The sequence below is a fragment of the Streptomyces sp. NPDC091209 genome, from assembly GCF_044757755.1.
GTDB lineage: Bacteria > Actinomycetota > Actinomycetes > Streptomycetales > Streptomycetaceae > Streptomyces.
Genome location: NZ_JBIVVR010000007.1, coordinates 522,038 through 546,367 on the forward strand (window position 1 = coordinate 522,038; position 24,330 = coordinate 546,367).

Consider the following 24,330-nt stretch of genomic DNA (forward strand, 5'->3'; position numbering starts at 1 on the left):
GTCCTCTCGCACGGGTGTCTCGCGACCCCCGCCCCCCAGTGGCTGCCCGGCTTGCGCTCATTTACGCCGCCTGAGCGCGGCATGCGGCGCCTGTGGCCGATTCCGCCCTCAATTCCCGTACAGAAAGACGAACGACCTGCCCTGAAGATTCCCGCCGAGCGAAGAATTTCGGCCAACTGACGAAGTTCCCCGCTCCGATGTGATCCGGCCCCAAGTGCCGGATTCAGGGAGGCAATCTCCCCCAATGAACGGACAACTCCCCATGTCTCGTTCCCTGTCGAGCCGGGAACCCGTCCGGACGGGTCTTCGAGTTACCTCCGGGTCAGTAGTAGGCTCACGCCGTTTGTTGACGCACATGTGTACCCCCGGCTGGGGGTTGAGCTGGGGGAGGCCATGCGCTTTCGCGGGAAGTCCATCCGCCGGAAGATTGTGGCGCTGCTCCTCGTGCCCCTGGTGTCCTTGACCGCGATCTGGGCTTTCGCGACCGTGCTCACGGGGCGTGAGGCCAGCCAGCTCTTCAGCGTGTCCAAGGTCGTGGAGAAGATCGGCTACCCGACCGAGGACACCGTCAGGGTCCTCCAGCAGGAACGCCGCCAGACACTCGTCTACTTGGCCGATCCTCGCGCGTCCGACGGGCTCGCGGCGCTCAAGCGCAGCCGCGCCGCCACGGACCGCGTCGTGGCCAAGGTCCGGGGGAACGCCCGGGACAAGGGCGTGCGCAAGGAGCTGAGCGGGGGTACCGCGGATCGCCTCACCTCTCTCCTCGACGCCGTCGACGGGATCTCCTCGCTGCGCAGCGGTATCGAGGACGGCACGGTCAACCGTGTCCAGGCCCTCGGGCTCTACAACCGCCTGATCGATCCTTGCTTCGTCCTGTTGGCCAACCTGCACGTGGTCGACGACGTGGAACTCGACAAGGAGGGCCGCGCCCTCGTCAACGTGTCCCGCGCCCGCGAACTGCTCTCCCGTGAGGACGCCCTTCTCGGCTCCGCGCTGGTCGCCGGTCACATCACCCGGGACGAACTCCGCGACATCTCCGACCTCGTGGCCCAGCGCAACCTCCTCTATGACATCAGCCTGCCGTTGCTGCCCTCCTCGGAACGCGACCGCTTCGAGCGCTATTGGAGGAACGCCGGCACCGGGCCACTGCGCGTGGCGGAGCAGGCCGTCGCCGATTCCGCGGCGGGCTCGCCCAGCGGCGTCACCGCCAAGAGCTGGGACGGCGCGGCCGGGCATGTGCTCGCCGAACTCGGCGGACTCGAGGACCGGGCCGGCGACCACTACCGGGACCGCGTCAGGCCCGTGGCCATGGGCGTCATCCTCCAGGCTGTCGTCGCGGGCGTGGTCGGTCTGATCGCCCTGCTGATCTCGCTCGTCATGTCCGTGCGCATCGGCCGGAGCCTCATCCGCGACCTGCGCCGGCTGCGACTGGAGGCCCACGAGGCATCCGGCGTACGGCTGCCCAGCGTCATGCGCCGCCTCTCCGCCGGTGAACAGGTCGACGTCGAGACCGAAGTGCCGCGCCTGGAGTACGACAGGAACGAGATAGGCGAGGTCGGCCAAGCCCTCAACACCCTTCAGCGGGCGGCCGTCGAGGCGGCCGTCAAGCAGTCCGAACTGCGCGAGGGCGTCTCCGAGGTCTTCGTCAATCTTGCGCGCCGCAGCCAGGTCCTGCTCCACAAGCAGCTCACCCTCCTCGACACGATGGAACGCAGGACCGAGGACACCGACGAGCTGGCCGACCTGTTCCGTCTCGACCACCTGACGACCCGCATGCGCCGCCATGCCGAGGGCCTGGTCATCCTGTCCGGCGCGGCGCCCTCCCGGCAGTGGCGCAAGCCGGTCCAGCTCATGGACATCGTCCGCGCCGCCGTCGCCGAGGTGGAGGACTACGAACGTGTCGAGGTACGGCGGTTGCCGCGCGTCGCGGTCACGGGTCCCGCCGTCGCCGACCTGACCCATCTCGTGGCCGAGCTCCTGGAGAACGCCACGGTGTTCTCGCCCCCGCACACGGCCGTTCATGTCGTCGGTGAGCGCGTCGCCAACGGCTTCACCCTGGAGATCCACGACCGTGGCCTCGGCATGGTCGCCGAGGCGCTGCTCGACGCCAACCTTCGGCTCGCCGAGACCCCCGAGTTCGAACTCTCCGACACCGACCGGCTCGGTCTCTTCGTGGTCAGCCGGCTCGCGCAGCGGCAGAACGTCCGTGTCTCGCTCCAGCCGTCTCCGTACGGCGGCACCACCGCGGTCGTCTTCATGCCGGACGCCCTGCTCACCGACGACGTACCGGACACCAACGGCATCGGATTCCGCCTCGACCGCGCTCTGCCCACAATGGAGGGTGAGAGCGAGGAGCGCCGCAACGCGGTACTCACCCAGTCACCGGCGCGTCTGCCGGGACTGCCCGCCTCGGTCCTGGACGGCCCCGTCGAGCTGGACTCGCCCGTCGACCTGGACACGCTCACCGGATTCCCCGGCGCTCTCGGCGACGACGACAGCGAACGCGGAGGACTGTTCCGTCCGCGGCGCTCCATCGCCGGGCTCCCCGCAGGCCGGCACCGGCAGGCCGGTGACAACGGCGACGACCCCGCCCGCTCGGGCGACGACGACCGTCCGGGCACCGCGCCCGTCCCGCTGCCGCGACGCCGGGCGCCCAAGCTCGTCAGCTCCCACGGCCGTCCCGTCAACCAGACCAGGTCATGGCGAGACCGGGCGGACGACGACATGGCCGAGGACCTCGCATCGGCGCAGAACCTGGGCACCCCGTCGGACCGGGAGCCCGGGGACAACGCGGAACGCCGGGGGACGGAAGGCGAAGGCGCGAAGCCACTGCCCAGGCGGAGGGGCGAGCGATCCGTCGCCTCGGCCCGGCACGGCGGTGAGCGCCCCGGTGTCCCCGGGCCGCGAGGGGCTTTCGGCACACCCGAGAGACCCGGCCTCCACGAGGCACCCGAACCCCGCAGAACACCCGGCCTCCGTGAGGCCCCCGGGCACCCGGATGCCCCGTCTCTGCCCCGACGCACCCGCACCACCGCATCGGCCGAGAGTCCGGACGACACCACCCCGCGCCGCGACACCGCGGCGGGGCAGGCAGAATCGGGTACGGCCCCGCTGCCCCGGCGCGTCCGGCAGGCCAACCTGGCCCCGCAGTTGAAGGACGGACCGGCGCGACTCGCCGAGCGCGGCAACGGCCGCGACGGCACGGGGGCGGACCCGGCCGACCGGGACGCCGACGAAGTACGCAGCCGGATGGCCTCGCTCCAGCGGGGCTGGCAGCGAGGCCGCGAAGAGAACGCCGTGGGCGACCAGGCCCAGGACGGCTCAGCACGACGAACCACAAAGGGGGACGGTCGATGACCGCACCGAAGGCCGCAGGGCCCACCGCGACCAGCAATGTGTCCGGCGAGCTGAACTGGCTTCTCGACGAACTGGTGGACCGCGTCGCCAGCATCCACAAGGCGATCGTGCTCTCCGGCGACGGACTTCCCACCGGGGCCTCGAAAGACCTCACTCGGGAGGACAGCGAGCACCTGGCCGCCGTCGCCTCCGGCTTCCACAGCCTTGCCAAGGGCGTCGGCCGGCACTTCGAGGCGGGCAGCGTCCGGCAGACCGTCGTCGAGCTCGACGAGGCATTCCTCTTCGTCACGGCCGCCGGCGACGGCAGCTGCCTCGCCGTCCTCTCGGACGCCGACTCGGACGTGGGCCAGGTCGCGTACGAAATGACGCTTCTCGTCAAGCGAGTCGGCGTCCATCTGGCCGCCAGTCCGCGCACCGATCTGCCTTCGGGCGGGTAGTGGGATGACATGAGCGGAGACGGTCAGGGAAGACGCCACTGGTTCGACGACGAGGCCGGACCGGTGGTCCGTCCATACGCCATGACACGCGGCCGCACCACCAGCGCGGCCCAGCACCGCCTCGATCTGATCGCGCTGGTGGTCACGGAACAGCACGCCGAGGACCCAGAGGCGGACCACTCGCTGTCCCCGGAACACGTGGACATCGTCGAACTCTGCCGTGACGTCCCCCAGTCGGTCGCCGAACTCGCAGCCGAACTCGATCTGCCCATCGGAGTGGTCCGGGTCCTCATCGGTGACCTGGTGGATGACGAAATGGTCCATGTGACACGTCCCGTACCCCCTGCCGAGCTGCCGGACGAGAGTATTCTGCGCGACGTGATCAGCGGCCTTCGGGCGCTCTGAGCTGCGCGGAAACGGGGAACAGACGTGACAGGCTGGCAGTTCTGGGTCGACCGGGGCGGTACCTTCACGGACATCGTCGCGCGTCGCCCCGACGGCCGGCTGGTCACGCACAAACTGCTGTCCGACCATCCGGCCCGCTACGCCGACGCGGCCGTCGCGGGCGTCCGTGAACTCCTCGACAGCGAAGGGGCCCCCGCGGGCGCACCGGTCGACGCCGTCCGCATGGGCACGACCGTCGCGACCAACGCCCTCCTGGAACGCAAGGGCGAACGCACGCTCCTCGTCACCACCCGGGGCTTTCGCGACGCCCTGCGCATCGCCTACCAGAACCGTCCCCGTATCTTCGCCCGTGCGATCGAACTCCCCGAGCTGCTCCACGAGCGGGTGATCGAGGTCGACGAGCGGATCGCCGCCGACGGCACCGTCCTGCGGGCCCCCGACCTCGACGCCCTCGCCCCCCTCCTCGAGGAGGCGTACGACGACGGGATCCGCGCGGTCGCCGTGGTCTGCATGCACAGCCACCTCCACCCCGCACACGAGCAAGCCGTGGGCGAGCTGGCGGCCCGCGTGGGCTTCCCGCAGATCTCCCTGTCCAGCGAGGTCAGCCCGCTGATGAAGCTGGTGCCACGCGGTGACACGGCCGTCGTCGACGCCTACCTGTCGCCCGTGCTGCGCCGTTACGTCCAGCAGGTCGCCGCCGAACTCCGGGGCGTACGGCTCATGTTCATGCAGTCCAACGGAGGCCTCGCCGAGGCGGGTCAGTTCCGCGGCAAGGACGCCATCCTGTCCGGACCCGCGGGCGGCATCGTCGGCATGGCCCGGATGTCGCAGCTCGCCGGCTTCGACCGCGTCATCGGCTTCGACATGGGGGGCACGTCCACGGACGTCTCCCACTTCGCCGGAGCGTACGAGCGGACGTTCACCACCGGGATCGCCGGAGTCCGGCTGCGTGCCCCCATGCTGGACATCCACACCGTCGCCGCGGGCGGCGGATCGGTGCTCCACTTCGACGGCTCCCGCTACCGTGTGGGTCCCGGCTCGGCCGGCGCCGACCCCGGACCCGCCTGCTACCGGAACGGCGGCCCGCTGACGGTCACCGACGCCAACGTCGCACTCGGCCGCATCCAGCCCACCCACTTCCCGAAGGTGTTCGGCCCCGGCGGCGACCAACCCCTCGACAGTGCCCTGGTCCGTGACCGGTTCACCGCCCTCGCGCACGAGATCCGCGAAAGGACCGGCGACGACCGCACCCCGGAGCAGGTCGCCGAGGGCTACCTGCAGGTCGCCGTGGCCAACATCTCCAACGCCGTCAAGCGGATCTCCGTACAGAAGGGCCACGACGTCACCCGCTACGCGCTGACCACCTTCGGCGGCGCCGGCGGCCAGCACGCGTGCATGGTCGCCGACTCGCTCGGCATCCGCACCGTCCTGGTGCCGCCCATGGCGGGTGTCCTGTCCGCCCTCGGCATCGGACTCGCCGATACGACGGCCATGCGCGAACAGTCCGTCGAGGCGCCCCTCGACGCGTCCTCGATGCCCGCCATTCTCAAGACGGCCGACGACCTGGAGAGCGCCACCCGTGCCGAACTCCTCGCCGAGGACGTCCCCGAGGACCGCATCCGGATCACCCGCCGTGCCCAACTTCGCTATGACGGCACGGACACAGCACTGACCATCGAGCTCACCGAGCCCGACACCATGACCCACGCCTTCGAAGAACGTCATCGCGCCACCTACTCCTTCACCCTCGACCGTCCGGTCGTCGTCGAAGCCCTCTCCGTGGAAGCCACCGGTCTCACCGAACCCCCCGATCTCTCCGCCCTCGCCCCCTACGAGGCCGCATCCGCGTCCCGCTCCGCCACCGCGGAGACCGTCCGCCTCCACACGGGCGGCACCTGGCGCGCTGTGCCCCTGCACCGCCGCGAGGAACTCCCGCCCGGCGAGACCGTGAACGGACCCGCGATCATCGCCGAAGCGGGCGCGACGACCGTCGTCGACGACGGCTGGCGGGCCGCGACGACCGACGACGGGCATCTGGTCATGGAACGCGCGGCGATTACGGAGAGTTCCGATCTCGACACGGAGGCGGACCCCGTTCTGCTCGAGGTCTTCAACAATCTCTTCATGTCCATCGCGGAACAGATGGGCGCCCGCCTGGAATCGACCGCCCAGTCGGTCAACATCAAGGAGCGCCTGGACTTCTCCTGCGCCCTGTTCGACCCCGACGGCAGCCTGGTGGCCAACGCCCCACACATCCCGGTCCACCTGGGCTCGATGGGGACGAGCGTGCAGGAGGTCGTCCGGCGGCGCGGCGACACCATGCGGCCCGGTGACACCTACGCCGTCAACGATCCGTACCACGGAGGCACCCACCTCCCCGACGTCACCGTGATCACCCCGGTCTTCGACACGGAGGGTGAGCGGATCCTGTTCTACGTCGCCTCGCGCGGACACCACGCCGAGATCGGCGGCATCGCCCCCGGCTCCATGCCGGCGAACAGCCGCACCATCGACGAGGAGGGCGTCCTCTTCGACAACTGGCTGCTCGCCGAGAACGGCCGCTTCCGCGAGGCGGAGACACTGGCCCTGCTCACCGAGCCGCCCCACCCCTCGCGCAACCCGAAGACCAACCTCGCCGACCTACGCGCCCAGATCGCCGCCAACCGCAAGGGCGTCGACGAAGTCGGCCGGATGATCGAGGACTTCGGGCTCGACGTCGTCCAGGCGTACATGCGGCACGTCCAGGACAACGCTGAGGACGCGGTGCGCCGTGTCATCGAAACCCTCGAAGACGGCCAGTTCGCCTACGAGACCGACTCAGGGGCGGTCATCCGTGTGCGTGTCTCGGTGGACCGCGAAACACGCTCCGCCACGGTCGACTTCACAGGCACGTCCGCGCAGCTCGCCACCAACTTCAACGCACCCTTCGCCGTGGTCAACGCCGCGGTCCTGTACGTCTTCCGCACCCTGGTGGACGACGACATCCCGCTCAACGACGGCTGTCTTCGCCCCCTGCGGATCGTGGTGCCGCCGGGGTCGATGCTGGCCCCCGAGCCCCCCGCCGCCGTCGTCGCGGGCAACGTGGAGACATCCCAGGCGATCACCGGCGCTCTCTACGGGGCCCTGGGCGTGCAGGCCGAGGGCTCAGGCACCATGAACAACATCACCTTCGGCAACGAGCGTTACCAGTACTACGAGACCGTGGCCTCCGGATCGGGCGCCGGCGACGGCTTCCCCGGCGCCTCCGTCGTACAGACCCATATGACCAACTCGCGGCTCACCGACCCCGAGGTACTGGAGTGGCGACTGCCCGTCCAGCTCGACGAGTTCGCCGTCCGGCGCGGCAGTGGCGGCCGCGGACATTGGCGGGGCGGCGACGGCGCCGTACGCCGCATCCGGTTCCTGGAACCGATGACCGTCTCGACGCTCTCCCAACACCGCAGGGTGCCGCCGTACGGTATGGCGGGCGGCGAGCCCGGTGCTCTCGGCGTCAACCGGGTCGAGCGCGCCGACGGCACGGTCACGGAACTCGACGGAAGCGACGCGGCGGACGTCGGCCCCGGCGACGTACTCGTCATCGAAACCCCCGGCGGCGGGGGCTACGGCCCACCGCCGCGCGACCCCCATCAAGCAGGAGAAGAGATCGATGATCTTCGGGCGTTCTGAGCGCGGCAAGCCTCCGGTCGAGCCCGTCACGCTCAAGATCCTGGTGGCCGGCGGCTTCGGCGTGGGCAAGACGACTCTCGTCGGCGCGGTCAGCGAGATCAAGCCGCTGCGCACCGAGGAACTCCTCACCGAGGCGGGCCGGCCCATCGACGACACCAGCGGTGTGGAGGGCAAGCACACCACCACCGTCGCCATGGACTTCGGCCGGATCACGCTGCGCGAGGACTTGGTGCTCTACCTCTTCGGGACCCCCGGCCAGGACCGTTTCTGGTTCCTCTGGGACGAGCTCGCCACGGGCGCCCTGGGCGCCGTCGTGCTGGCCGACACCCGTCGCCTGGAGGACTGCTTCGCCGCGGTCGACTACTTCGAACGGCGCTCCATACCCTTCGTGGTCGGAGTCAACTGCTTCGAGGAAGCCGCCCGTTACCCCGCGGAGGACGTCCGCCAGGCCCTCGACCTCGACCCGGGTGTGCCCGTCGTCCTCTGCGACGCGCGGGACCGGGAGTCCGTCAAGGAAGTCCTCATCCGCGTAGTCCAGCACGCGATGGCGTACGCCGCCGCCCGCCGCGAGACCGTCACGACCTGACGCGCGCCCGGCTCCGCGACCGTCATCCCGCGCGGGTGCGGCCCGTACCCCCACCGACCGGGGTACGGGCCGCGGTCTTGCACGCGCGCGTGGCTCACGTGAGGTGTACGCGCGCGTGGACACCTCTTTTTTTGCGCCGAATGCTCCGCCCGCGCCCGCGCCCGCGTCCGACTCCGCCGGCGCGGGCTCAGGGGTCATTCGATGGTGTCGTCGTGCCAGCCGAAGCTCTTCTCCACCGCCTTGCGCCAGTTGTGGTACTCGCTGTCGCGCACCGAGGACTCCATGGACGGCGTCCATGCGACGTCCTTCTGCCAGTGCGTCTTCAGCTCGTCGAGGTCGTTCCACACTCCGGTCGCGAGCCCGGCCGCGTACGCGGCGCCCAGACAGGTCGTCTCGGACACCTTCGGCCGGATCACCGGCACGCCGAGTACATCCGCCTGGTGCTGCATCAGCAGATGGTTCTTGGTCATGCCACCGTCCACCTTCAGGGTGGTGATCTGCACGCCTGAGTCCTGGTACATGGCGTCGACGACCTCACGCGTCTGCCAGCTCGTGGCCTCCAGGACCGCGCGCGCGAGGTGCGCCTTCGTGACGTACCGCGTGAGTCCGGTGATGACGCCGCGCGCGTCCGAACGCCAGTAGGGGGCGAACAGGCCCGAGAAGGCGGGCACGATGTACGCGCCGCCGTTGTCCTCGACGCTCGCCGCCAGCGTCTCGATCTCGTCGGCGGAACGGATGATGCCCAACTGGTCCCGGAACCATTGCACCAGCGCGCCCGTGATCGCGATCGAACCCTCGAGGCAGTAGACCGGCGCCTCGGTGCCGATCTTGTATCCCATGGTCGTCAGCAGTCCGTTCTTCGAGGGAACGGGCCTGGTACCGGTGTTCAGCAGCAGGAAGCTGCCGGTGCCGTAGGTGTTCTTCGCCGTGCCGACGTCGTAGCAGGCCTGTCCGAAGACCGCCGCCTGCTGGTCGCCGAGCGCCGACGCGACCGGGACGCCGCCGAGTTGCCCCACGGCGGTGCCGTACACCTCGGCGGACGACCTGATCTCGGGGAGCACCGCTTCGGGGATGTTCATCGCGGAAAGGATGGACGGGTCCCACTGGAGGGTTTCCAGGTTCATCAGCATGGTGCGTCCGGCGTTGGTCACGTCGGTGACGTGCCGCCCGCCGTCCGTTCCGCCGGTCAGGTTCCAGATGAGCCAGGAGTCGATGGTCCCGAAGGCGATCTCACCGCGTTCGGCGCGCGTGCGCAGGCCCGGGACGTTGTCGAGCAGCCAGGCCGCCTTGGGCCCGGAGAAGTAGCTCGCCAGGGGGAGCCCGGTCTGCTCGCGGAAGCGGTCCTGGCCGTCCGAGCCGCCCAGTTCGTTGCAGAGCGCCGACGTGCGGGTGTCCTGCCAGACGATCGCGTTGTGGACGGGCTTGCCGGTGGCGCGGTCCCACAGAACCGTCGTCTCGCGCTGGTTGGTGATGCCGAGCGCGCTCAGCTGGTCGGCGCGCAGCCCGGCCTTGGCGATCGCTCCGGCGACCACGGCCTGCACCTTGGACCAGATCTCGGTGGCGTCGTGCTCCACCCAGCCCGGTTTGGGGAAGATCTGGCGGTGTTCGCGCTGGTCGACGGCGACGATCGCGCCGTTCCGGTCGAAGATGATGCAGCGGCTCGAAGTGGTGCCCTGGTCGATTGCGGCGACGTATTTCTCGGCGTTGTCCGTCATGTCGTCCCCTTACGTGTTCGTCAGGAGGCTGCGTTCTCGTCAGCAGGCCGCTCTTCGGGGAGGCGGTCGTGTTGTCAGAAGGCCACGTTGTAGATCGCGGCGCCCAGGGCGGCGCCCGCGATCGGGCCGACCACCGGAATCCAGGAGTAACCCCACTCCGATGTGCCCTTGTTGGGAATCGGCAGCAGCGCGTGGGCGAGGCGCGGTCCCAGGTCGCGGGCCGGGTTGATGGCGTACCCGGTGGGGCCTCCCAGTGAGAGGCCGATGCCGACGACGAGGAAGGAGATGAGCAGCACCGGAAGGCCCGCGTTCCCGATACCCGCGACGTGCTTGCCGCCGCCGACCAGCGCGAGGATGGGCAGCATGAGGGCGGCCGTGGCGATGATCTCGGTGATCAGGTTCTGCACCGGGTTGTCGATCTCGGGGCGCGTCGAGAAGATCCCCAGCGTCTCGATGGCCTTGTCCTCCTCGGCGTTGAGGTTGAACTGGCCGAGGTAGAGCAGCCAGCACAGGGCCGCCCCGATGACGGCTCCGGCGAACTGCCCGAGGAGGTAGAAGGGCACGTCCGACCACTTCGTGGAGCCCTCGATCGCGAATCCGATGGTGACCGCCGGGTTGATCTGCCCTCCCGACAGCGGTGCGGCGGTGTAGGCGCCGGCGAGGACGCCGAAGCCCCACCCGAAGGCGATGACGACCCAGCCCGCTCCTTGGGCCTTGGATCTGTTCAGGGTGACAGCGGCGCACACACCCGCGCCGAACAGAATGAGAATCGCGGTGCCGATCAACTCGCCGACAAAGATGTCTCCGTTGCTCATGGCGGCTCCTAGGCTCACGCCCGGGGCGATCCACTCCGGGCCACCGTGCAGGGTGCGTTCCCATGGCTACTTCAGCCGAGGCAGGGAGATCCCGCGCCCCGCCCGGCGTCCGTGACGAGCGTGCCGTCGCAGCGGAATCGCCGTGGGGACGGCCCTGGGAGCAGGTCGGAACCCGAGCGGTGCGGTGCCTGAAGACGCCCGAATGCGGCGATGCCGACTGACACCCGGCAGTGTTCTCCGACGCCCAGGGGGCGTCAAGGTTGCGGACCGCAACGGTTGGAGGGCGCAAAGAGGACGCGGACCGAAGGCCGCCGGCGTCGTGCGGTGAACCATTCTCGGCCAGCCGGCCAGCCGGCCAGCCGGCCAGCCGGCCAGCCGGCCAGCCCCCGGTCCGTCAGCCAGGCGTCAGCCCGTCAGCGTCTGCCCGTACGGCTGCATCGGCGCGGTACTCGTGCCACGGCGGACCTCATGACCGGGCAGACCCGCGCGCCCCAGCACCCAACTCGCCCCGTCCAGAGCCTTGGCGGCCTGCTTGAGGGGCGCCAGCGAGGCGGCCGCCTGCCGGTGGTCGATCACGGTGCCGGGGGCGCACAGCACCGTGGCCAGCGACAGCGTTACGGCGCGGCCGCCCGCAGCCCAGGGGGTGTCGAGTACCGAGGCGGCCAGCGGGTCGAGGCTGTCCGGGTCGGCGAGGACCAGGAAGTCGTCGCCGCCGATGTGCCCGACGAGCGTCGCCTCGGACGCCGAGAGCTGCAACGTCCGTCCCACCCCCCGGATCAACTCGTCGCCGGCCGCGAATCCCGCTCCGTCGTTGACCTGCTTGAAGTGGTCGATGTCCAGCCAGCTCAGCGCGAACACGCGGCCGTCCGCGATCCTCCGGTCCACCTCCCCGGTGATCGCGTCCGAACCGGGCAGCCGGGTCAGCGGGTTGAGCCCCGCCGCCTCCTCGACCCGGCTCTCGGACAGCGCCCGTACGAGGTCGGCGAGGCGTACGACGCCCACGCACCGCCCGTACCGGTCGACGACCGCGACATCGTCGGAGGTGCGGTCCCGGTCCCCGTCCGCGACGACGTTCAGCACTTCCCAGGCCGTGGCGTCGACGCCGACCGTGCGCGGTGGATCACCGAGCTTGGACGCGGGCCGATCGGCGTACAGCGCATGCCCGTAGCGCCCGGACATCGACAAAAGGAACCGCGACCGGTGCACCGAGCGGACCGGCATCCCGGACGGATCCACGAGCAGCACCCCGGAGACGTCGGGCGACCCGGTGAGCAGCGCCCTGACCTGTCCGGCCGACGCTGTGGCCGGCAACAGCGCGGCCGGGCGTACGAACTGCCGCACGGACGGCCCGGACCGGGGTGCGCTGTGGACGCCGGGTGACAGCGCCGGAACGTATACGTCCGCCGAGGGCAGCCGGGCGGGCGGTGCGAACAGTTCGCCCTGGGCGAGTTGCGCGCCCGCCGACACCGCGGCGGCGCACTGCAGCTCCGTCTCGACGCCTTCGACGGACAGCAGCGCGCCGATCTGTTCGCACAGCGTCCGCATCGCGCGGACCGCGGCGGGACGGGACAGCAGGGACACGTCGAGCTTCATCAGCTCGGGTGCCAGATCCGTGAGCAGGCGCAAGGGTACGTCGCCGTCGCCGATGCCGTCCGCGCAGATCCGGAAGCCCTCGCCGCGCACCGCGGCCACAGCCTCCAGCAGGGCGTGCTGCGGCACGTGTGTGTACGGCGGGCCGATGTCGACGGTGATCTCCCAGGGCAGCCGTCCGGCTTCCCGCACCTCGTTCCGCAGTGCCGAGAGCCTGCCGAGGTCGGCCAGGGTGCCGGCGAACACGTTGACGTGCAGCGGCAGCAGCGTCTCCCTGCGTGCGGCGGCCCGGATGGCCAACGCGGCCAGCCTGCCGTCCAGTTCGGGGTCCCGGCGGGCCTGCGCCAGGATGTCGCCGGACTCCGGACGGGCGAGTATCTCCAGCGCCGCGACCCCTCCGGTCGTCAGATTGACGACCGGCTGGAAGGCGAAGCGGACAATATCCGTCCAGGAGGGCACAACAGCATACTGCCGCTACCGGCGTACGCCGGTGGGCGATTCATGAGGTGTTCACGCAGGATTCCGAGGTCATCACCGTGTGTGTACGGGAGCCGGGACATGCCGAACACACCTCTCCACTGGGGCCCGTTCGACGGCCGTGACGCCCGGGTCGGGAGGGGCGCACGGGGCCAGCCTCCGGGCTGAGGAAGCACGGGCCGGCCCTCCGACCCCTCAGGTCCGGCGCCGGCCACCGCGGCGCCATCGCACCCGGACTGCGCGCGGCGGCCGGTGCCGCGAAGCCCCGGGTCCGGCGCGGACCACCGCCGCGCTACCGCACCGCCACGACCGAGGAGCCGTGTCCGAACAGCCCCTGGTTCGCCGTGATCCCGACATTCGCTCCGGCGACCTGCCGGTCACCCGCGCCGTCCCGCAACTGCCACGTCAGCTCGCACACCTGGGCGATGGCCTGCGCGGGAACGGCCTCTCCGAAGGAGGCGAGGCCGCCGCTGACGTTGACCGGTATGCGTCCGCCCAGCGCCGTGGCGCCCTCCCTCAGCAGCTTGACGGCCTCGCCCTCCCCGCAGAGCCCGAGGTCCTCGTACCACTGGAGCTCCAGGGCGGTGGACAGGTCGTACACCTCGGCGAACGAGAGATCGTCTGGACCGATCCCCGCCTCCTCGTAGGCGGCCCGGGCGATGGACGCCCGGAACGTCCCGGCCGCCGGCTCCACCGCGACCGCGGAGTCCGTGGCGATGTCCGGCAGATCCAGCACGGTGTTGGGATAGCGCGGCGTCACGGTCGACACCGCGCGGATCCGCACCGGCTCGGAAGCCCCGTGCCGACGCGCGAACTCCATGCCGGCCAGCACCACGGCCGCGCCGCCGTCGGAGGTCGCGCAGATGTCGAGCAGCCGCAGCGGATCGGCGACCACGGCCGACGCGGCGACCTCCTCGGCTGTGACTCTCTTCCGGTAGCGCGCGTTGGGGTTGAGCGCGCCCAGGGCCGCGTTCTTCACCTTGACCTGGGCGAAGTCCTCCGGAGTGTCGCCGTACAGAGCCATCCGGCGCCGCGCGTACAGCCCGAAGTACGTCGGATTCGTCGCCCCGAGGACGCGGAAGCGCAGCCAGTCGGGATCGTCCGGGCGGTCCCCGCCGGCCGGGCGGAAGAACCCCTTGGGTGCCGCGTCCGCGCCCACCACGAGGACGACCTCCGCGAGACCGGAGAGGATCTGCGCACGTGCCGTGCCGAGCGCCTGAGCCCCGGAGGCGCACGCCGCGTACACGCTCGCGACGCGGGCCCCCTGCCACCCCAGCGCCTTCGCGAAGGTCGCCCCCGCCACATACCCCGGATAGCCTCCTCGCACGGTGTCCGCGCCCACGATGGAGTCGACGTCCCGCCAGTCGATCCCCGCGTCGGCCAGTGCCGCGCGCGCCGCCGCCACCCCGTACTCGGCGAAACCCCGCCCCCACTTGCCCCATGGGTGCATCCCCACCCCGAGCACCGCCACGTCATCGGTCACGCCGTCACCTCCCCGTCTCCCGTGTGTCCTTCATGACGTCAGTCCTGTCGGCCGCCAGTGCCACGTCGTCCAGATCGTCTCCGTGTCCTCGTGCAGCACACCGGGGACGGCCTCGACCTCCATGCCCACCGTCAGGTCGGCGACGGTGATCCCGGGAGCCGCCTGGCCGAGGACCACGAGGCGCTCGGATTCCAGCTCCACAGCGATCAACGCGTAGGGGTTCCAGGAGAGTTCCGGATCGGTCACATAGGGTGACGGTGGTCGGTACCGGCTGTCGGTGTACGACCAGACGCGGCCGCGCGAGGACAGTGGCACCTCGGTCAGCTCCTCGCCCGTACACCCCGGATTGCGGCAGAAGGCGTCCTCGCGGGGGAAGAACACCGAGCCGCACGCCGAGCAACGTGTGCCGAGCAGGCGGAATGCCGCCCCTTCCCCGGTGAACCACCCGGCCACCACAGGTGTGCGGGTACGCGACACGGTCCCTCCATGCGACTGAATCTGACTGGGCGTCAGAAGTGTGCCACGGGCCGCGAGAATTGGGCAGGGCGTGCGGGCGAACCGACGGGTGCCTCTCGGGCGTCGGAGTCCTTGCAGGGATGGCCGGGGCACACGGGGGTGGTCCCGGCCACCCGGCCCGGCCGCCCTGTCCCGGCCAACTCATCCGGTCCGACCCGAAGACGTCCTTTCGGTGATCGGCTACAGTCCGCGGCGTGTCCGAAACCCCGCACCCACCCGCCGACTTCGCGCCCGATTCGCACTGCTCGAGCTGTGGCGCCCCCTACGGAGAGGGCGTCTCCGGCTGGCCCCGCACCTGCGCCGCCTGCGGCACGGTGGCCTACCGCAATCCCCTCCCGGTAGCGGTTGCCCTGCAACCCGTCTACGACGACAGGGGCGCGGCCCTGGTCGTCATCACCCGGACCATCGCCCCCGCGCGCGGGGGAGTGGCTCTGCCCGGGGGATTCATCGACCACCGGGAGGACTGGCGGCACGCCGTCGTGCGCGAGCTCAAGGAGGAGACGGGCATCGAGGTGGCGAGCAGGGAAGTGCGGCTCGCCGACGCGATGAGCTCGCCCGCGGGCCATCTGCTGCTCTTCGGGCTCCTCCCGGAGCGCCCCGCCGCCGAACTGCCCCGGTCGGCGGCCACCGACGAGACGGAAGGCTGGCATCTGCTGCGCCGAGCGGCCGAACTCGCCTTCCCGCTCCACACCCTGGCGGTCCGTGCCTGGTTCGAAGGACGGTACATCTGAGGGTCAGGGTGTCCCCGCTCCTCGCACCCGTACGGGATACGACGGCTCGCTGAGACCCCCCGCTCCGCCGGCCCGTCGCACCACCACCTCGTCCCCCTCCCAGCGGGTCACGTAACGCTCGGCCTCCGGCTCCTCCCACCCGTCACCCGCGTCCGGCACGACGAGCCCGCCTCCGCTGCGCCCGCGCGCGGGCGCCCACGCCTCCAGCTCCAGACCCCCGTCGGCACCACGTACGGGCAGGACGGTACCGGCGCGCGCGAGCACCGGGATCCGTGACAAGGGGGCGTCGACCAGCACCTGCGCCGGACCTTCGTACGCCTCCCCGGTGGCCGTGTCGTACCAACGCCCCCGGGGCAGTTGCACCGCCCGCCGGACCGCCCCGTGGTCCATTACCGGAGCGACGAGGAGGCTGTCGCCCAGCAGGAAGGCGTCCTCGCAGTCGCGCAGCGCCCGGTCCTCCGGATTGCCCCACCACAGCGGCCGGACGTACGGGGCACCCGTACGGCGCGCGATGTGCGCCAGCGTCATGAAGTACGGGAGCAGCCGCCGCCGTTCGACGAGCGCCACGCGCGCGTGCTCCAGCACCTCGCCACCGAACTCCCAGGGTTCCCTGCGCCCGGCACGCAGGCTCGCGTGCGTACGGAACAGCGGGAGGTACGCCCCGAGCTGGAACCACCGCAGATAGAGCTCGGGCGACGGGCTGCCGTCGAAGCCGCCCACATCGGGTCCCGAGTACGGCACCCCGGACAGCCCGAGTCCTATCACCAGGGACAACGACGCCCGCAAGCCGGGCCAGCCCGTGGCCACGTCTCCGGACCAGGTCCCTCCGTAGCGCTGCAGTCCCGCCCACCCGGAACGTGAGAAGAGGAACGGCCGCTCCTGGGGCGCGAGTTCACGCAACCCCTCATAGGCGGCCCGGGCCATGCCCAGCGCGTACACGTTGTGCGCCTCGCGGTGGTCACCGCCACGGCCCTCCAGGGAATGCCGGGCCGAACGCGGCAGTGTCGGCTCCCCGAAGGCCGTGAACGACGTCGGCTCGTTCATGTCGTGCCAGAACCCCGCGAAGCCCTGCGCGAGCCGTTCCTCGTAGAGCGTGCCCCACCACGCACGCGCCCGCGCGTCCGTGAAGTCCGGATACACGGACTCTCCGGGCCACACGACCCCCCGTACGAGCTGTCCCGAGGCGTCCCGCACAAAGGCGTCCTCGGCGAGACCGCTGTCGTAGACGGCGTTGCCCGGCTCGGCCTTGACCGCCGGATCGATGACGGACACCAGACGGATTCCGCCGCGCCGCAGCTCCTCCGCGAGCACGGGAAGCTTAGGGAACGTGTCGCGATCGACCGTGAACACCTGGTGGTCGTCGTAGTGGTCGATGTCCAGGTGTACGGCGTCGAGCGGCAGGCCGCGCTCCTGATAGCCCGCGACGATCCTGCGCACCTCCTGCTCGCTGCCGAAGCCCCACCGCGCGTGCTGGTGCCCCAGTGCCCAGGCCGGCGGCAGCGCTGCGGCGCCGGTCAGCGACGCCCAGGAGTGCAGCACGCGCGCGGGAGTTCCCACCATCACCCAGCAGCGCAGCGGGCCGCCGTCCATGCGCAGCTCGCACGATCCGGCCCGGTCGTGCCCGGAGCCGGCGCCCTCCTTGCCCTCGCGCAAGGTCACGGTGCCGTCCCACGACGTGTCGTGGAACACGAGATGCGTGGCCGCGTCGGCCACCACCACCTGCACAGGCATCGTGAGATACAGCGGATCGTCGCCCGGCCCGAAGGCCTGTCCGGGGTCGGTGTTCCACAGCCGGTACGTCCCATCCCGCAGCCGGGCCCCCGCCGCGCGCCCGCCCAGACCGAAGAAGCGGGCGTCGGCCGCAACTTCGGAGCGCTGCATCCAGCGGGCCGCGCCGCCGTCGACGGGCTCCCACCAGCGGGGCGGCAGATCGCGACGCAGGATCACCCCACCGGGGGTAAGCACCTGGACCGCGCCGTGCCGTGAGACCACGACCGTGACCCGCTCGGCCACGACGCGCCAGCCACCGTCCTTGTCCGGCTCCAGGAGGGCTCGCGGGTCCGGCTCCGGGCAGCGGCCCGCGAGGGCGTACGACGGCTCCGGCGCGACCGCGTCCCAGCCCCAGAACACCGCTCCGCCCACCGCGACCGTGATCCGCAGTTCCGAGCGCGTGAAGCGGACGACGCCGCCACCGGGGCCCGGCTCCACACCGAGCACCGGCCCGGGCACCCGCGCCCGCTCTGCGCCCCGCTGCGGCAACCCGGTGGCGTCGGCACGCCTCCTACGCCACGCGGCCCGCACTGTGAGCAACCCCTGAGTGGCACCCCCCGAGCCGACCGCTTTCACCGAACGCACCAGGTCACGACCGTCCATGCTGCTCACCCTGCCACTATCGGCGCCCGATGAGTGAGTCGTTCAACTGCCGTTCACCTGTAGTGACGCCACATCTTCATGTCGCGGACTATGTGTGGCGTGCCCTGGTGCAGAAGTCGATCACATGGCATCGTCCGTGTCAGCCGCGTGACGCGCACACCCCCGCTCGTGCGCGACCGACGCACACGACGCGCACAGTCCGGGAGCCGCCCCATGTCCACCACGAACCCCTCACCGCTCTGGCAGCCCGCCGACGAGGTCATCGCCCGGGCGCAGGTCACGAAGTTCCAGGCCTGGGCGGCAGAACGGCACGGAGCCCCGTCCGACGGCGGCTACGCGGCCCTGCACCGCTGGTCGGTCGATGAACTGGACACGTTCTGGAAAGCCGTCACCGAGTGGTTCGACGTACGCTTTTCGACTCCCTACGCGCGCGTGCTCGGCGACCGCTCCATGCCCGGCGCGGCATGGTTCCCCGGAGGGTCCCTCAACTACGCGGAGCACGCCCTGCGCGCCGCGGAGACCCGCGCGGACGAACCGGCCCTCCTGTATGTCGACGAGACCCACGAGGCCGTCCCTGTGACCTGGTCCGACCTGCGCCGCCAGGTCGGCTCCCTGGCCGCCGGACTGCGCGCGCTCGGCGTACGTCCCGGGGACCGCGTCAGCGGCTATCTCCCGAACATCCCCCAGGCCGTGGTCGCGCTGCTCGCCACAGCGGCCGTGGGCGGTGTCTGGACGTCCTGCGCCCCCGACTTCGGCGCCCGCAGCGTCCTCGACCGCTTCCAGCAGGTCGAACCCGTGGTCCTGTTCGCCGTCGACGGCTACCGCTACGGCGGCAAGGAGCACGACCGCCGTGACACGTTCGCCGAACTGCGTCGTGAACTGCCCACCCTGCGCGCCGTCGTGCACATCCCGCTGCTGGGCACCGAGGCACCCGAAGGCTCCCTGGAATGGTCGGCCCTGACCTCCGCGGACGTGGAGCCCGTCTTCGAGCAGGTTCCCTTCGACCACCCCCTGTGGGTGCTCTACTCCTCCGGCACGACCGGCCTCCCCAAGGCCATCGTCCAGTCCCAGGGCGGCATCCTCGTCGAGCACCTCAAGCAGCTCGGCCTGCACTGCGACCTGGGTCCCGAGGACCGCTTCTTCTGGTACACGTCCACCGGCTGGATGATGTGGAACTTCCTCGTCTCCGGGCTGCTCACGGGCACCACGATCGTGCTCTACGACGGCAGCCCCGGGTACCCGGACACGGGCGCCCAGTGGCGCATCGCCGAACGGACCGGGGCGACCCTCTACGGGACGTCCGCCGCGTACGTCATGGCGTGCCGCAAGGCGGGCGTCCACCCCTCGCGCGACTTCGACCTCTCCCGTGTGCGCTGCGTCGCCACCACCGGCTCGCCGCTCCCGCCCGACGGATTCCGCTGGCTGCACGACGAGGTCCGCGACGACCTGTGGATCGCCTCCGTCAGCGGCGGCACCGACGTGTGCTCCTGCTTCGCCGGAGCGGTGCCGACGCTCCCGGTGTACATCGGAGAACTCCAGGCCGCGGGCCTCGGCACCGACCTCCAGTCCTGGGACCCCAGCGGAAAGCCCCTCACCGACGAGGTGGGCGAACTGGTCGTCACCAACCCGATGCCGTCGATGCCGATCCGCTTCTGGAACGACCCGGACGGCAGCCGCTACCACGACAGTTACTTCGACACGTATCCCGGAGTGTGGCGCCACGGCGACTGGATCACCGTCACCTCGCGCGGCTCGGTCGTCATCCACGGCCGCTCCGATTCGACGCTCAACCGGCAGGGCGTGCGCATGGGTTCGGCCGACATCTACGAAGCGGTCGAGCGACTTCCCGAGATCAAGGAGTCCCTCGTCATCGGCGTGGAGCAGCCAGACGGCGGTTACTGGATGCCGCTGTTCGTGCACCTGGCTCCCGGAGCCGTCCTGGACGAGGCTCTTCTGAAACGCATCAAGGGGACCATTCGTGAACAGCTCTCCCCGCGCCACGTTCCCGACGAGGTCATCGAAGTACCCGGAGTGCCCCACACCCTGACCGGCAAGCGCATCGAAGTGCCCGTCAAACGCCTTCTCCAGGGCGCCCCCATGGAGAAGGCCGTCAACATCGGCTCCGTGGACAACGTCGAACTCCTGCGCTTCTACGAGGAGCTGGCCCGCGAGCGCGGTTGATCAGCCCCCTCACGCCGTGAGCCGCCGTGTCACGGCCGGCGAGCTCACGGCGCGGCGCGTTCCGGCCCAGGGCGATGGACCGAGCGGTTCAGACCGCCCGAGGCCAGGGTGCTCAGTGGCGCGTCAGCGACCGACGAGGCGTGATCGTTCTCGACGACCAGCACCCCGGACTCCTGGTGCAGCACGTCGACGAGCGCATCCCGCCACTCTGCCGAGAAGCTTCCGCCGCAGGTACAACGCGGCACCGGACCACTCGCCGTCACCGCGGCCGTCGCCGCAGGTCCCTCGGCTGGCCCCTCTTCGGCGCCGACATAGCCATGACCTGCATGTTTCTGCGTCGCATCCTGCGTGACCGACTCTCCCGCCCCGCGTTGTCAGTGCCGCCGGTTACTGTGAGTGAGCATTGATCGACTGTGTACAGGGGGAAAAATGGCGCACACCCAACACCACACCATGCGACGCGTCCTGCGCCGCGAAATCGCCGGCACCATCGGCCTGCTGACCGACGAACAGGACTTCCGGGCGATGCGGCGCTACCGCACCTTCGCCTTCGACGACCACACGACCTACCTCCAGCAGGTCGAAGCTCTGCTCAAGACCCTCGCCGCCCAGGGCGGCCACACCACGGTGGCACTCTTCGATCCCGAGGAGTACGCGGAGTTCTGCGCCGAAAGCGGCCTGGAACCCGACACCCCCGCCAGCCGCATCCGCTTCACCGCGCAACTGGCAGCGACCGGTCCCACCCTTCCCTACGACGGGCAGCCCCTCGACCAGTTGGTCCCGGACCTCGTCGACGAAGCGGTCCGCCGCGCCACCTGGGAGTACGCGACCACACTCCTGGCCCGTATCGGCGCCTGTGCGACCTGCGGCGAGGACATCGGCCGCACCTCCTTCATCCGCGCCGCCCACCTCCTCACCCGCGTCGTCGACACCGCGGGCCCCGGAGACCTCCACCTGGTGTGCAGCGTCTCGTCAACACCCGACACGCTCGTCGCCGTGCTCCGGGCGGAGGGCCGAACCGAAGGCACCACACGCCTCGACGAATCCGAAGCCCTCGAATTCACCACCGTCCTCGCGCTCGGTATCGCCACCCGGAGCGCGGGCGGACTCGTCATGCGCACCACCGCGCCCGACACCACCGACCGTGTCTACGGATGGCGTCTGCGCGGCGACGGTCTGGAGCCCCTCACCGCCGGGGAGGTGTTCGACGCCTATTGCACCGACATCGAATCCGGCGACCTGGTCTCCCCTGAATCGGGCGTCGACTATTGCGTGCCCCCAGACCTCGGAGACGAGGGAAAGGGGACGGCTCACACGCACTGAATGCGAAAGGGGCGCTCCATCCGCAGATGGAGCGCCCCTCCCGACCGCCAATCACCGTCGCTCAGTGGACGGCGGGCCCGTCTACTCGCCGGACAGCACCGCCTGCGCCGCGGTGCGCGCCTCTTCCGCGGTGTCCGAGGCACGTGCGGCCGAGGCCGCGCGCTCGCACTGGGCCAGCGTGTACTTCGCCAGCGTGGCCCGCACATAGGGGATCGACGCGGCACCCATCGAGAGGGAGGTGACACCCAGACCGGTCAGCACACAGGCGAGCAGCGGGTCCGACGCGGCCTCACCGCAGACACCACAGCTCTTGCCCTCGGCCTTCGCCGCCTCGGCGGACAGCGCGACCAGGTCGAGCAGCGCGGGCTGCCACGGGTCCTGAAGCCGGGACACCGCGCCCACCTGTCGATCCGCGGCGAACGTGTACTGCGCTAGGTCGTTGGTCCCCAGGGAGAGGAACTCGACCTCCTGCAGAATCGACCGCGCCCGCAGCGCGGCCGACGGGATCTCCACCATCGCGCCGAACTTCGCCCGCAATCCGGCCGCGCGGCACGCGTCCGCGAACGCCTTGGCGTCCGTACGGTCCGCGACCATCGGCGCCATGACCTCGAGGTAGACCGGCAGCCCGTCCGAAGCCTTCGCGAGGGCGGTGAGCTGCGTACGCAGCACATCGGGATGATCGAGCAGCGAACGCAGACCCCGCACGCCGAGCGCCGGATTGGGCTCGTCGGCCGGAGTCAGGAAGTCCAGCGGCTTGTCCGCGCCCGCGTCGAGCACGCGCACCACGACACGGCCCTCGGGGAAGGCCTCGAGCACCTGGCGATACGCCTCGACCTGCTTCTCCTCGGACGGCGCCTGCTTGCTGTCGTCGAGGAAGAGGAACTCGGTGCGGAACAGACCGACGCCCTCGGCACCGGCCTCCACGGCCGCCGGCACGTCCGCCGGACCGCCGACGTTGGCCAGCAACGGCACCTTGTGTCCGTCGGAGGTGGCACCCGGACCCGTCGAGGCGGACAGTGCCGCCTTGCGCTGGGCCGCCGCGGACTCGAGCTGTGCCTTCTTCTCGGCGCTCGGCTCCACGAAGACCTCACCGGTGCTGCCGTCGACGGCGATCACGGTGCCCTCGGCGAGCTCACCGGCGCCGGGGAGCGCCACGACGGCCGGTACACCGAGCGCACGCGCCAGGATCGCGCTGTGGCTGGTCGGACCGCCCTCCTCCGTGACGAAGCCGAGGACCAGGGTCGGGTCCAGCAGGGCCGTGTCGGCGGGCGCGAGGTCACGCGCGATGAGGACGTAGGGCTCGTCGCTGTCCGGGACACCCGGCATGGGCACGCCGAGCAGCCGGGCGACGATACGGTTCCGCACGTCGTCGAGGTCCGCCACGCGTCCGGCGAGGTACTCACCGGCGCCGGCCAGCAGCGCCCGGTAAGCGGCCAGCGCGTCGTAGACCGCGCGTTCGGCGGTGCTGCCGACGGCGATCCGCCGGTCCACATCGGCCATCAGCTCGGGGTCCTGGGCCATCATGGCCTGGGCTTCGAGAACCGCCTGGGCCTCGCCCCCCGCCAGATTGCCGCGCGCAATCAGGTCGGCCGCCACAGCCTCCACGGCCTTGCGGGCGCGACCCTGTTCGCGCGCCGCGTCCTCCGCCGGGATCTGCTTGGCAGGCGGCTCAAGGACCGCCGTACCCATGTGCCGAACTTCGCCGATCGCCACACCGTGGCTCACGCCGACGCCTCGCAGCGTTGTCTCCATCTCACCCGTCTCCGATAGTGCGGCCGGTTTCGCCGCCGTGATGGTTGTCGAACGCGTCGTCAAGGACAGCGTTGAAGTCACTGCCAGCCGAAGAGCTCGTCGCCGGCCTTCACATCGCCGTCCTCACGGACGGCGGAGAGGGAGTCCGCCGTGGCCTCGAGGGCCACGACCGGGCACACCGGGGACTTGCCGGCCTCCTCGACGGTGGCGGGGTTCCATCGCACGACGCCCTGGCCGCGGGTCACGGTGTCCCCCTTGTTGACGAGGAGCTCGAAGCCCTCGCCATTGAGCTGCACGGTGTCGATGCCCAGGTGCGTCAGCACACCGTGGCCCTCGCTGTCGACGACGACGAACGCGTGCGGATGAAGGGAGACGATCACGCCGTCCACGGGGGAGACAGCCTCCGAGGGCTCACGCACGGGGTCGATCGCCGTGCCGGGGCCGACCATCGCTCCGGAGAACACGGGGTCCGGTACCGCGGCGAGTCCGATGGCGCGTCCTGCAAGAGGGGACGTCACGGTGGTCATGGAAAGCCTCCGAGGGGGTGGAGATCTATACGGGCCGTCACTGCCTGTCCCGGACAGCGCACTGTTGAGCAGGGTATGTCATATGAAGTGCCGGTTCCGCGCGAGAGATCCCGGTTGGCGCCGTAGAGCACAGGGCAAACGATTTGCGCCTGCTCCCGCACCCCATGTACAGTCGTACTCCTGCTTGAGGCTGAGCGGCGTGACCAAGCGTCGTTGCCCGGCAGCACCCAACTTGTCAGATCCTATCTCGGGGTCCTGTTCCGCATGCCTGTGGGACGGTGGTCAGGGAGACGGAAAAGCACTGATAGAGTCGGACTCGCCGGAAAGGGAAACGCGGAAGCGGGAACCTGGAAAGCGCCGAGGAAATCGGATACGGAAACGGTCTGATAGAGTCGG

17 protein-coding genes are annotated in these 24,330 nt (G+C 70.6%); 8 read left to right on the forward strand and 9 right to left on the reverse strand.

The genetic code is table 11. The annotated features are described in order from the left end of the window. The first annotated feature begins 393 nt into the window (after window positions 1-393). The 5 genes from ACIQRL_RS23260 to ACIQRL_RS23280 are packed head-to-tail and all read left to right on the forward strand — an operon-like array spanning window position 394 to window position 8,451. Window positions 394-3,357 carry a nitrate- and nitrite sensing domain-containing protein gene (locus ACIQRL_RS23260; RefSeq protein WP_401334387.1) on the forward strand — a complete coding sequence of 988 codons (2,964 nt, stop codon included), beginning with the start codon at window positions 394-396 and terminating at the stop codon, window positions 3,355-3,357. Next, on the forward strand, window positions 3,354-3,794 hold the full coding sequence (locus ACIQRL_RS23265) for a roadblock/LC7 domain-containing protein (RefSeq protein ID WP_401334390.1): 441 nt from the start codon (window positions 3,354-3,356) through the stop codon (window positions 3,792-3,794). Before ACIQRL_RS23260 ends, ACIQRL_RS23265 begins: the two co-directional genes overlap by 4 nt. 9 nt (window positions 3,795-3,803) lie before the next feature. Beyond that, window positions 3,804-4,199: a DUF742 domain-containing protein gene (locus ACIQRL_RS23270; RefSeq protein WP_401334392.1), complete on the forward strand. Its 396-nt coding sequence runs from the start codon at window positions 3,804-3,806 to the stop codon at window positions 4,197-4,199. Window positions 4,200-4,223: 24 nt separating this feature from the next. Then, window positions 4,224-7,865, forward strand: a complete 3,642-nt coding sequence (locus ACIQRL_RS23275) for a hydantoinase B/oxoprolinase family protein (RefSeq protein WP_401334395.1) — start codon at window positions 4,224-4,226, stop codon at window positions 7,863-7,865. After that, window positions 7,846-8,451 (forward strand): ATP/GTP-binding protein, encoded by a 606-nt coding sequence (locus ACIQRL_RS23280; RefSeq protein WP_261709360.1) that lies wholly within the window; start codon window positions 7,846-7,848, stop codon window positions 8,449-8,451. Before ACIQRL_RS23275 ends, ACIQRL_RS23280 begins: the two co-directional genes overlap by 20 nt. A gap of 194 nt (window positions 8,452-8,645) precedes the next feature. Here ACIQRL_RS23280 and glpK read toward each other — a convergent pair whose 3' ends face one another. The 5 genes from glpK to ACIQRL_RS23305 form a co-directional block, all read right to left on the reverse strand. Beyond that, window positions 8,646-10,166: a glycerol kinase GlpK gene (gene glpK / locus ACIQRL_RS23285; protein ID WP_401334397.1), complete on the reverse strand. Its 1,521-nt coding sequence runs from the start codon at window positions 10,164-10,166 to the stop codon at window positions 8,646-8,648. Between the two features lie 74 nt (window positions 10,167-10,240). Next, entirely contained in the window at window positions 10,241-10,981 is a 741-nt protein-coding gene (locus ACIQRL_RS23290) for an MIP/aquaporin family protein (protein WP_401334399.1), read from the reverse strand. 405 nt (window positions 10,982-11,386) lie between these two features. Next, window positions 11,387-13,030, reverse strand: a complete 1,644-nt coding sequence (locus tag ACIQRL_RS23295) for an EAL domain-containing protein (RefSeq protein ID WP_401334402.1) — start codon at window positions 13,028-13,030, stop codon at window positions 11,387-11,389. 310 nt (window positions 13,031-13,340) lie between these two features. Then, entirely contained in the window at window positions 13,341-14,531 is a 1,191-nt protein-coding gene (locus tag ACIQRL_RS23300; protein WP_401334405.1) for a lipid-transfer protein, read from the reverse strand. A gap of 30 nt (window positions 14,532-14,561) precedes the next feature. Then, entirely contained in the window at window positions 14,562-14,987 is a 426-nt protein-coding gene (locus tag ACIQRL_RS23305) for a Zn-ribbon domain-containing OB-fold protein (protein WP_401334500.1), read from the reverse strand. A 254-nt stretch (window positions 14,988-15,241) separates the two neighbouring features. On the opposite strand from ACIQRL_RS23305, the gene ACIQRL_RS23310 reads away from it, so the two are divergent. After that, complete coding sequence (locus ACIQRL_RS23310; RefSeq protein ID WP_401334407.1) at window positions 15,242-15,778, forward strand: NUDIX domain-containing protein; 537 nt, start codon at window positions 15,242-15,244, stop codon at window positions 15,776-15,778. Between the two features lie 3 nt (window positions 15,779-15,781). Here the strand turns inward: ACIQRL_RS23310 and ACIQRL_RS23315 are convergent, their stop codons facing one another. Continuing rightward, window positions 15,782-18,151 (reverse strand): TIM-barrel domain-containing protein, encoded by a 2,370-nt coding sequence (locus ACIQRL_RS23315; protein ID WP_401334503.1) that lies wholly within the window; start codon window positions 18,149-18,151, stop codon window positions 15,782-15,784. Between the two features lie 213 nt (window positions 18,152-18,364). On the opposite strand from ACIQRL_RS23315, the gene ACIQRL_RS23320 reads away from it, so the two are divergent. Further along, a complete protein-coding gene (locus ACIQRL_RS23320) occupies window positions 18,365-20,332 on the forward strand; it encodes an acetoacetate--CoA ligase (RefSeq protein ID WP_401334409.1) in 1,968 nt (655 codons plus the stop codon). A gap of 44 nt (window positions 20,333-20,376) precedes the next feature. Here ACIQRL_RS23320 and ACIQRL_RS23325 read toward each other — a convergent pair whose 3' ends face one another. Next, entirely contained in the window at window positions 20,377-20,517 is a 141-nt protein-coding gene (locus tag ACIQRL_RS23325) for a hypothetical protein (protein WP_401334412.1), read from the reverse strand. A gap of 244 nt (window positions 20,518-20,761) precedes the next feature. Here ACIQRL_RS23325 and ACIQRL_RS23330 point away from each other — a divergent pair, with 244 nt between their 5' ends. Beyond that, window positions 20,762-21,655, forward strand: a complete 894-nt coding sequence (locus ACIQRL_RS23330; protein ID WP_401334415.1) for a hypothetical protein — start codon at window positions 20,762-20,764, stop codon at window positions 21,653-21,655. Between the two features lie 81 nt (window positions 21,656-21,736). On the opposite strand, the gene ptsP is transcribed toward ACIQRL_RS23330, so the two are convergent. Beyond that, window positions 21,737-23,407 (reverse strand): phosphoenolpyruvate--protein phosphotransferase, encoded by a 1,671-nt coding sequence (ptsP, locus tag ACIQRL_RS23335; protein WP_401334416.1) that lies wholly within the window; start codon window positions 23,405-23,407, stop codon window positions 21,737-21,739. 77 nt (window positions 23,408-23,484) lie between these two features. Next, on the reverse strand, window positions 23,485-23,934 hold the full coding sequence (locus tag ACIQRL_RS23340) for a PTS glucose transporter subunit IIA (protein ID WP_401334419.1): 450 nt from the start codon (window positions 23,932-23,934) through the stop codon (window positions 23,485-23,487). Between the last annotated feature and the right edge of the window lie 396 nt (window positions 23,935-24,330).

Coding starts and splice junctions, on each gene's coding strand:
- ACIQRL_RS23260 (WP_401334387.1), top strand. CDS start 394: ATGCGCTTTCGCGGGAAGTCCATCCGCCGGAAGATTGTGGCGCTGCTC.
- ACIQRL_RS23265 (WP_401334390.1), top strand. CDS start 3,354: ATGACCGCACCGAAGGCCGCAGGGCCCACCGCGACCAGCAATGTGTCC.
- ACIQRL_RS23270 (WP_401334392.1), top strand. CDS start 3,804: ATGAGCGGAGACGGTCAGGGAAGACGCCACTGGTTCGACGACGAGGCC.
- ACIQRL_RS23280 (WP_261709360.1), top strand. CDS start 7,846: ATGATCTTCGGGCGTTCTGAGCGCGGCAAGCCTCCGGTCGAGCCCGTC.
- glpK (WP_401334397.1), bottom strand. CDS start 10,166: ATGACGGACAACGCCGAGAAATACGTCGCCGCAATCGACCAGGGCACC.
- ACIQRL_RS23290 (WP_401334399.1), bottom strand. CDS start 10,981: ATGAGCAACGGAGACATCTTTGTCGGCGAGTTGATCGGCACCGCGATT.
- ACIQRL_RS23315 (WP_401334503.1), bottom strand. CDS start 18,151: ATGGACGGTCGTGACCTGGTGCGTTCGGTGAAAGCGGTCGGCTCGGGG.
- ACIQRL_RS23320 (WP_401334409.1), top strand. CDS start 18,365: ATGTCCACCACGAACCCCTCACCGCTCTGGCAGCCCGCCGACGAGGTC.
- ACIQRL_RS23330 (WP_401334415.1), top strand. CDS start 20,762: ATGGCGCACACCCAACACCACACCATGCGACGCGTCCTGCGCCGCGAA.
- ptsP (WP_401334416.1), bottom strand. CDS start 23,407: ATGGAGACAACGCTGCGAGGCGTCGGCGTGAGCCACGGTGTGGCGATC.
- ACIQRL_RS23340 (WP_401334419.1), bottom strand. CDS start 23,934: ATGACCACCGTGACGTCCCCTCTTGCAGGACGCGCCATCGGACTCGCC.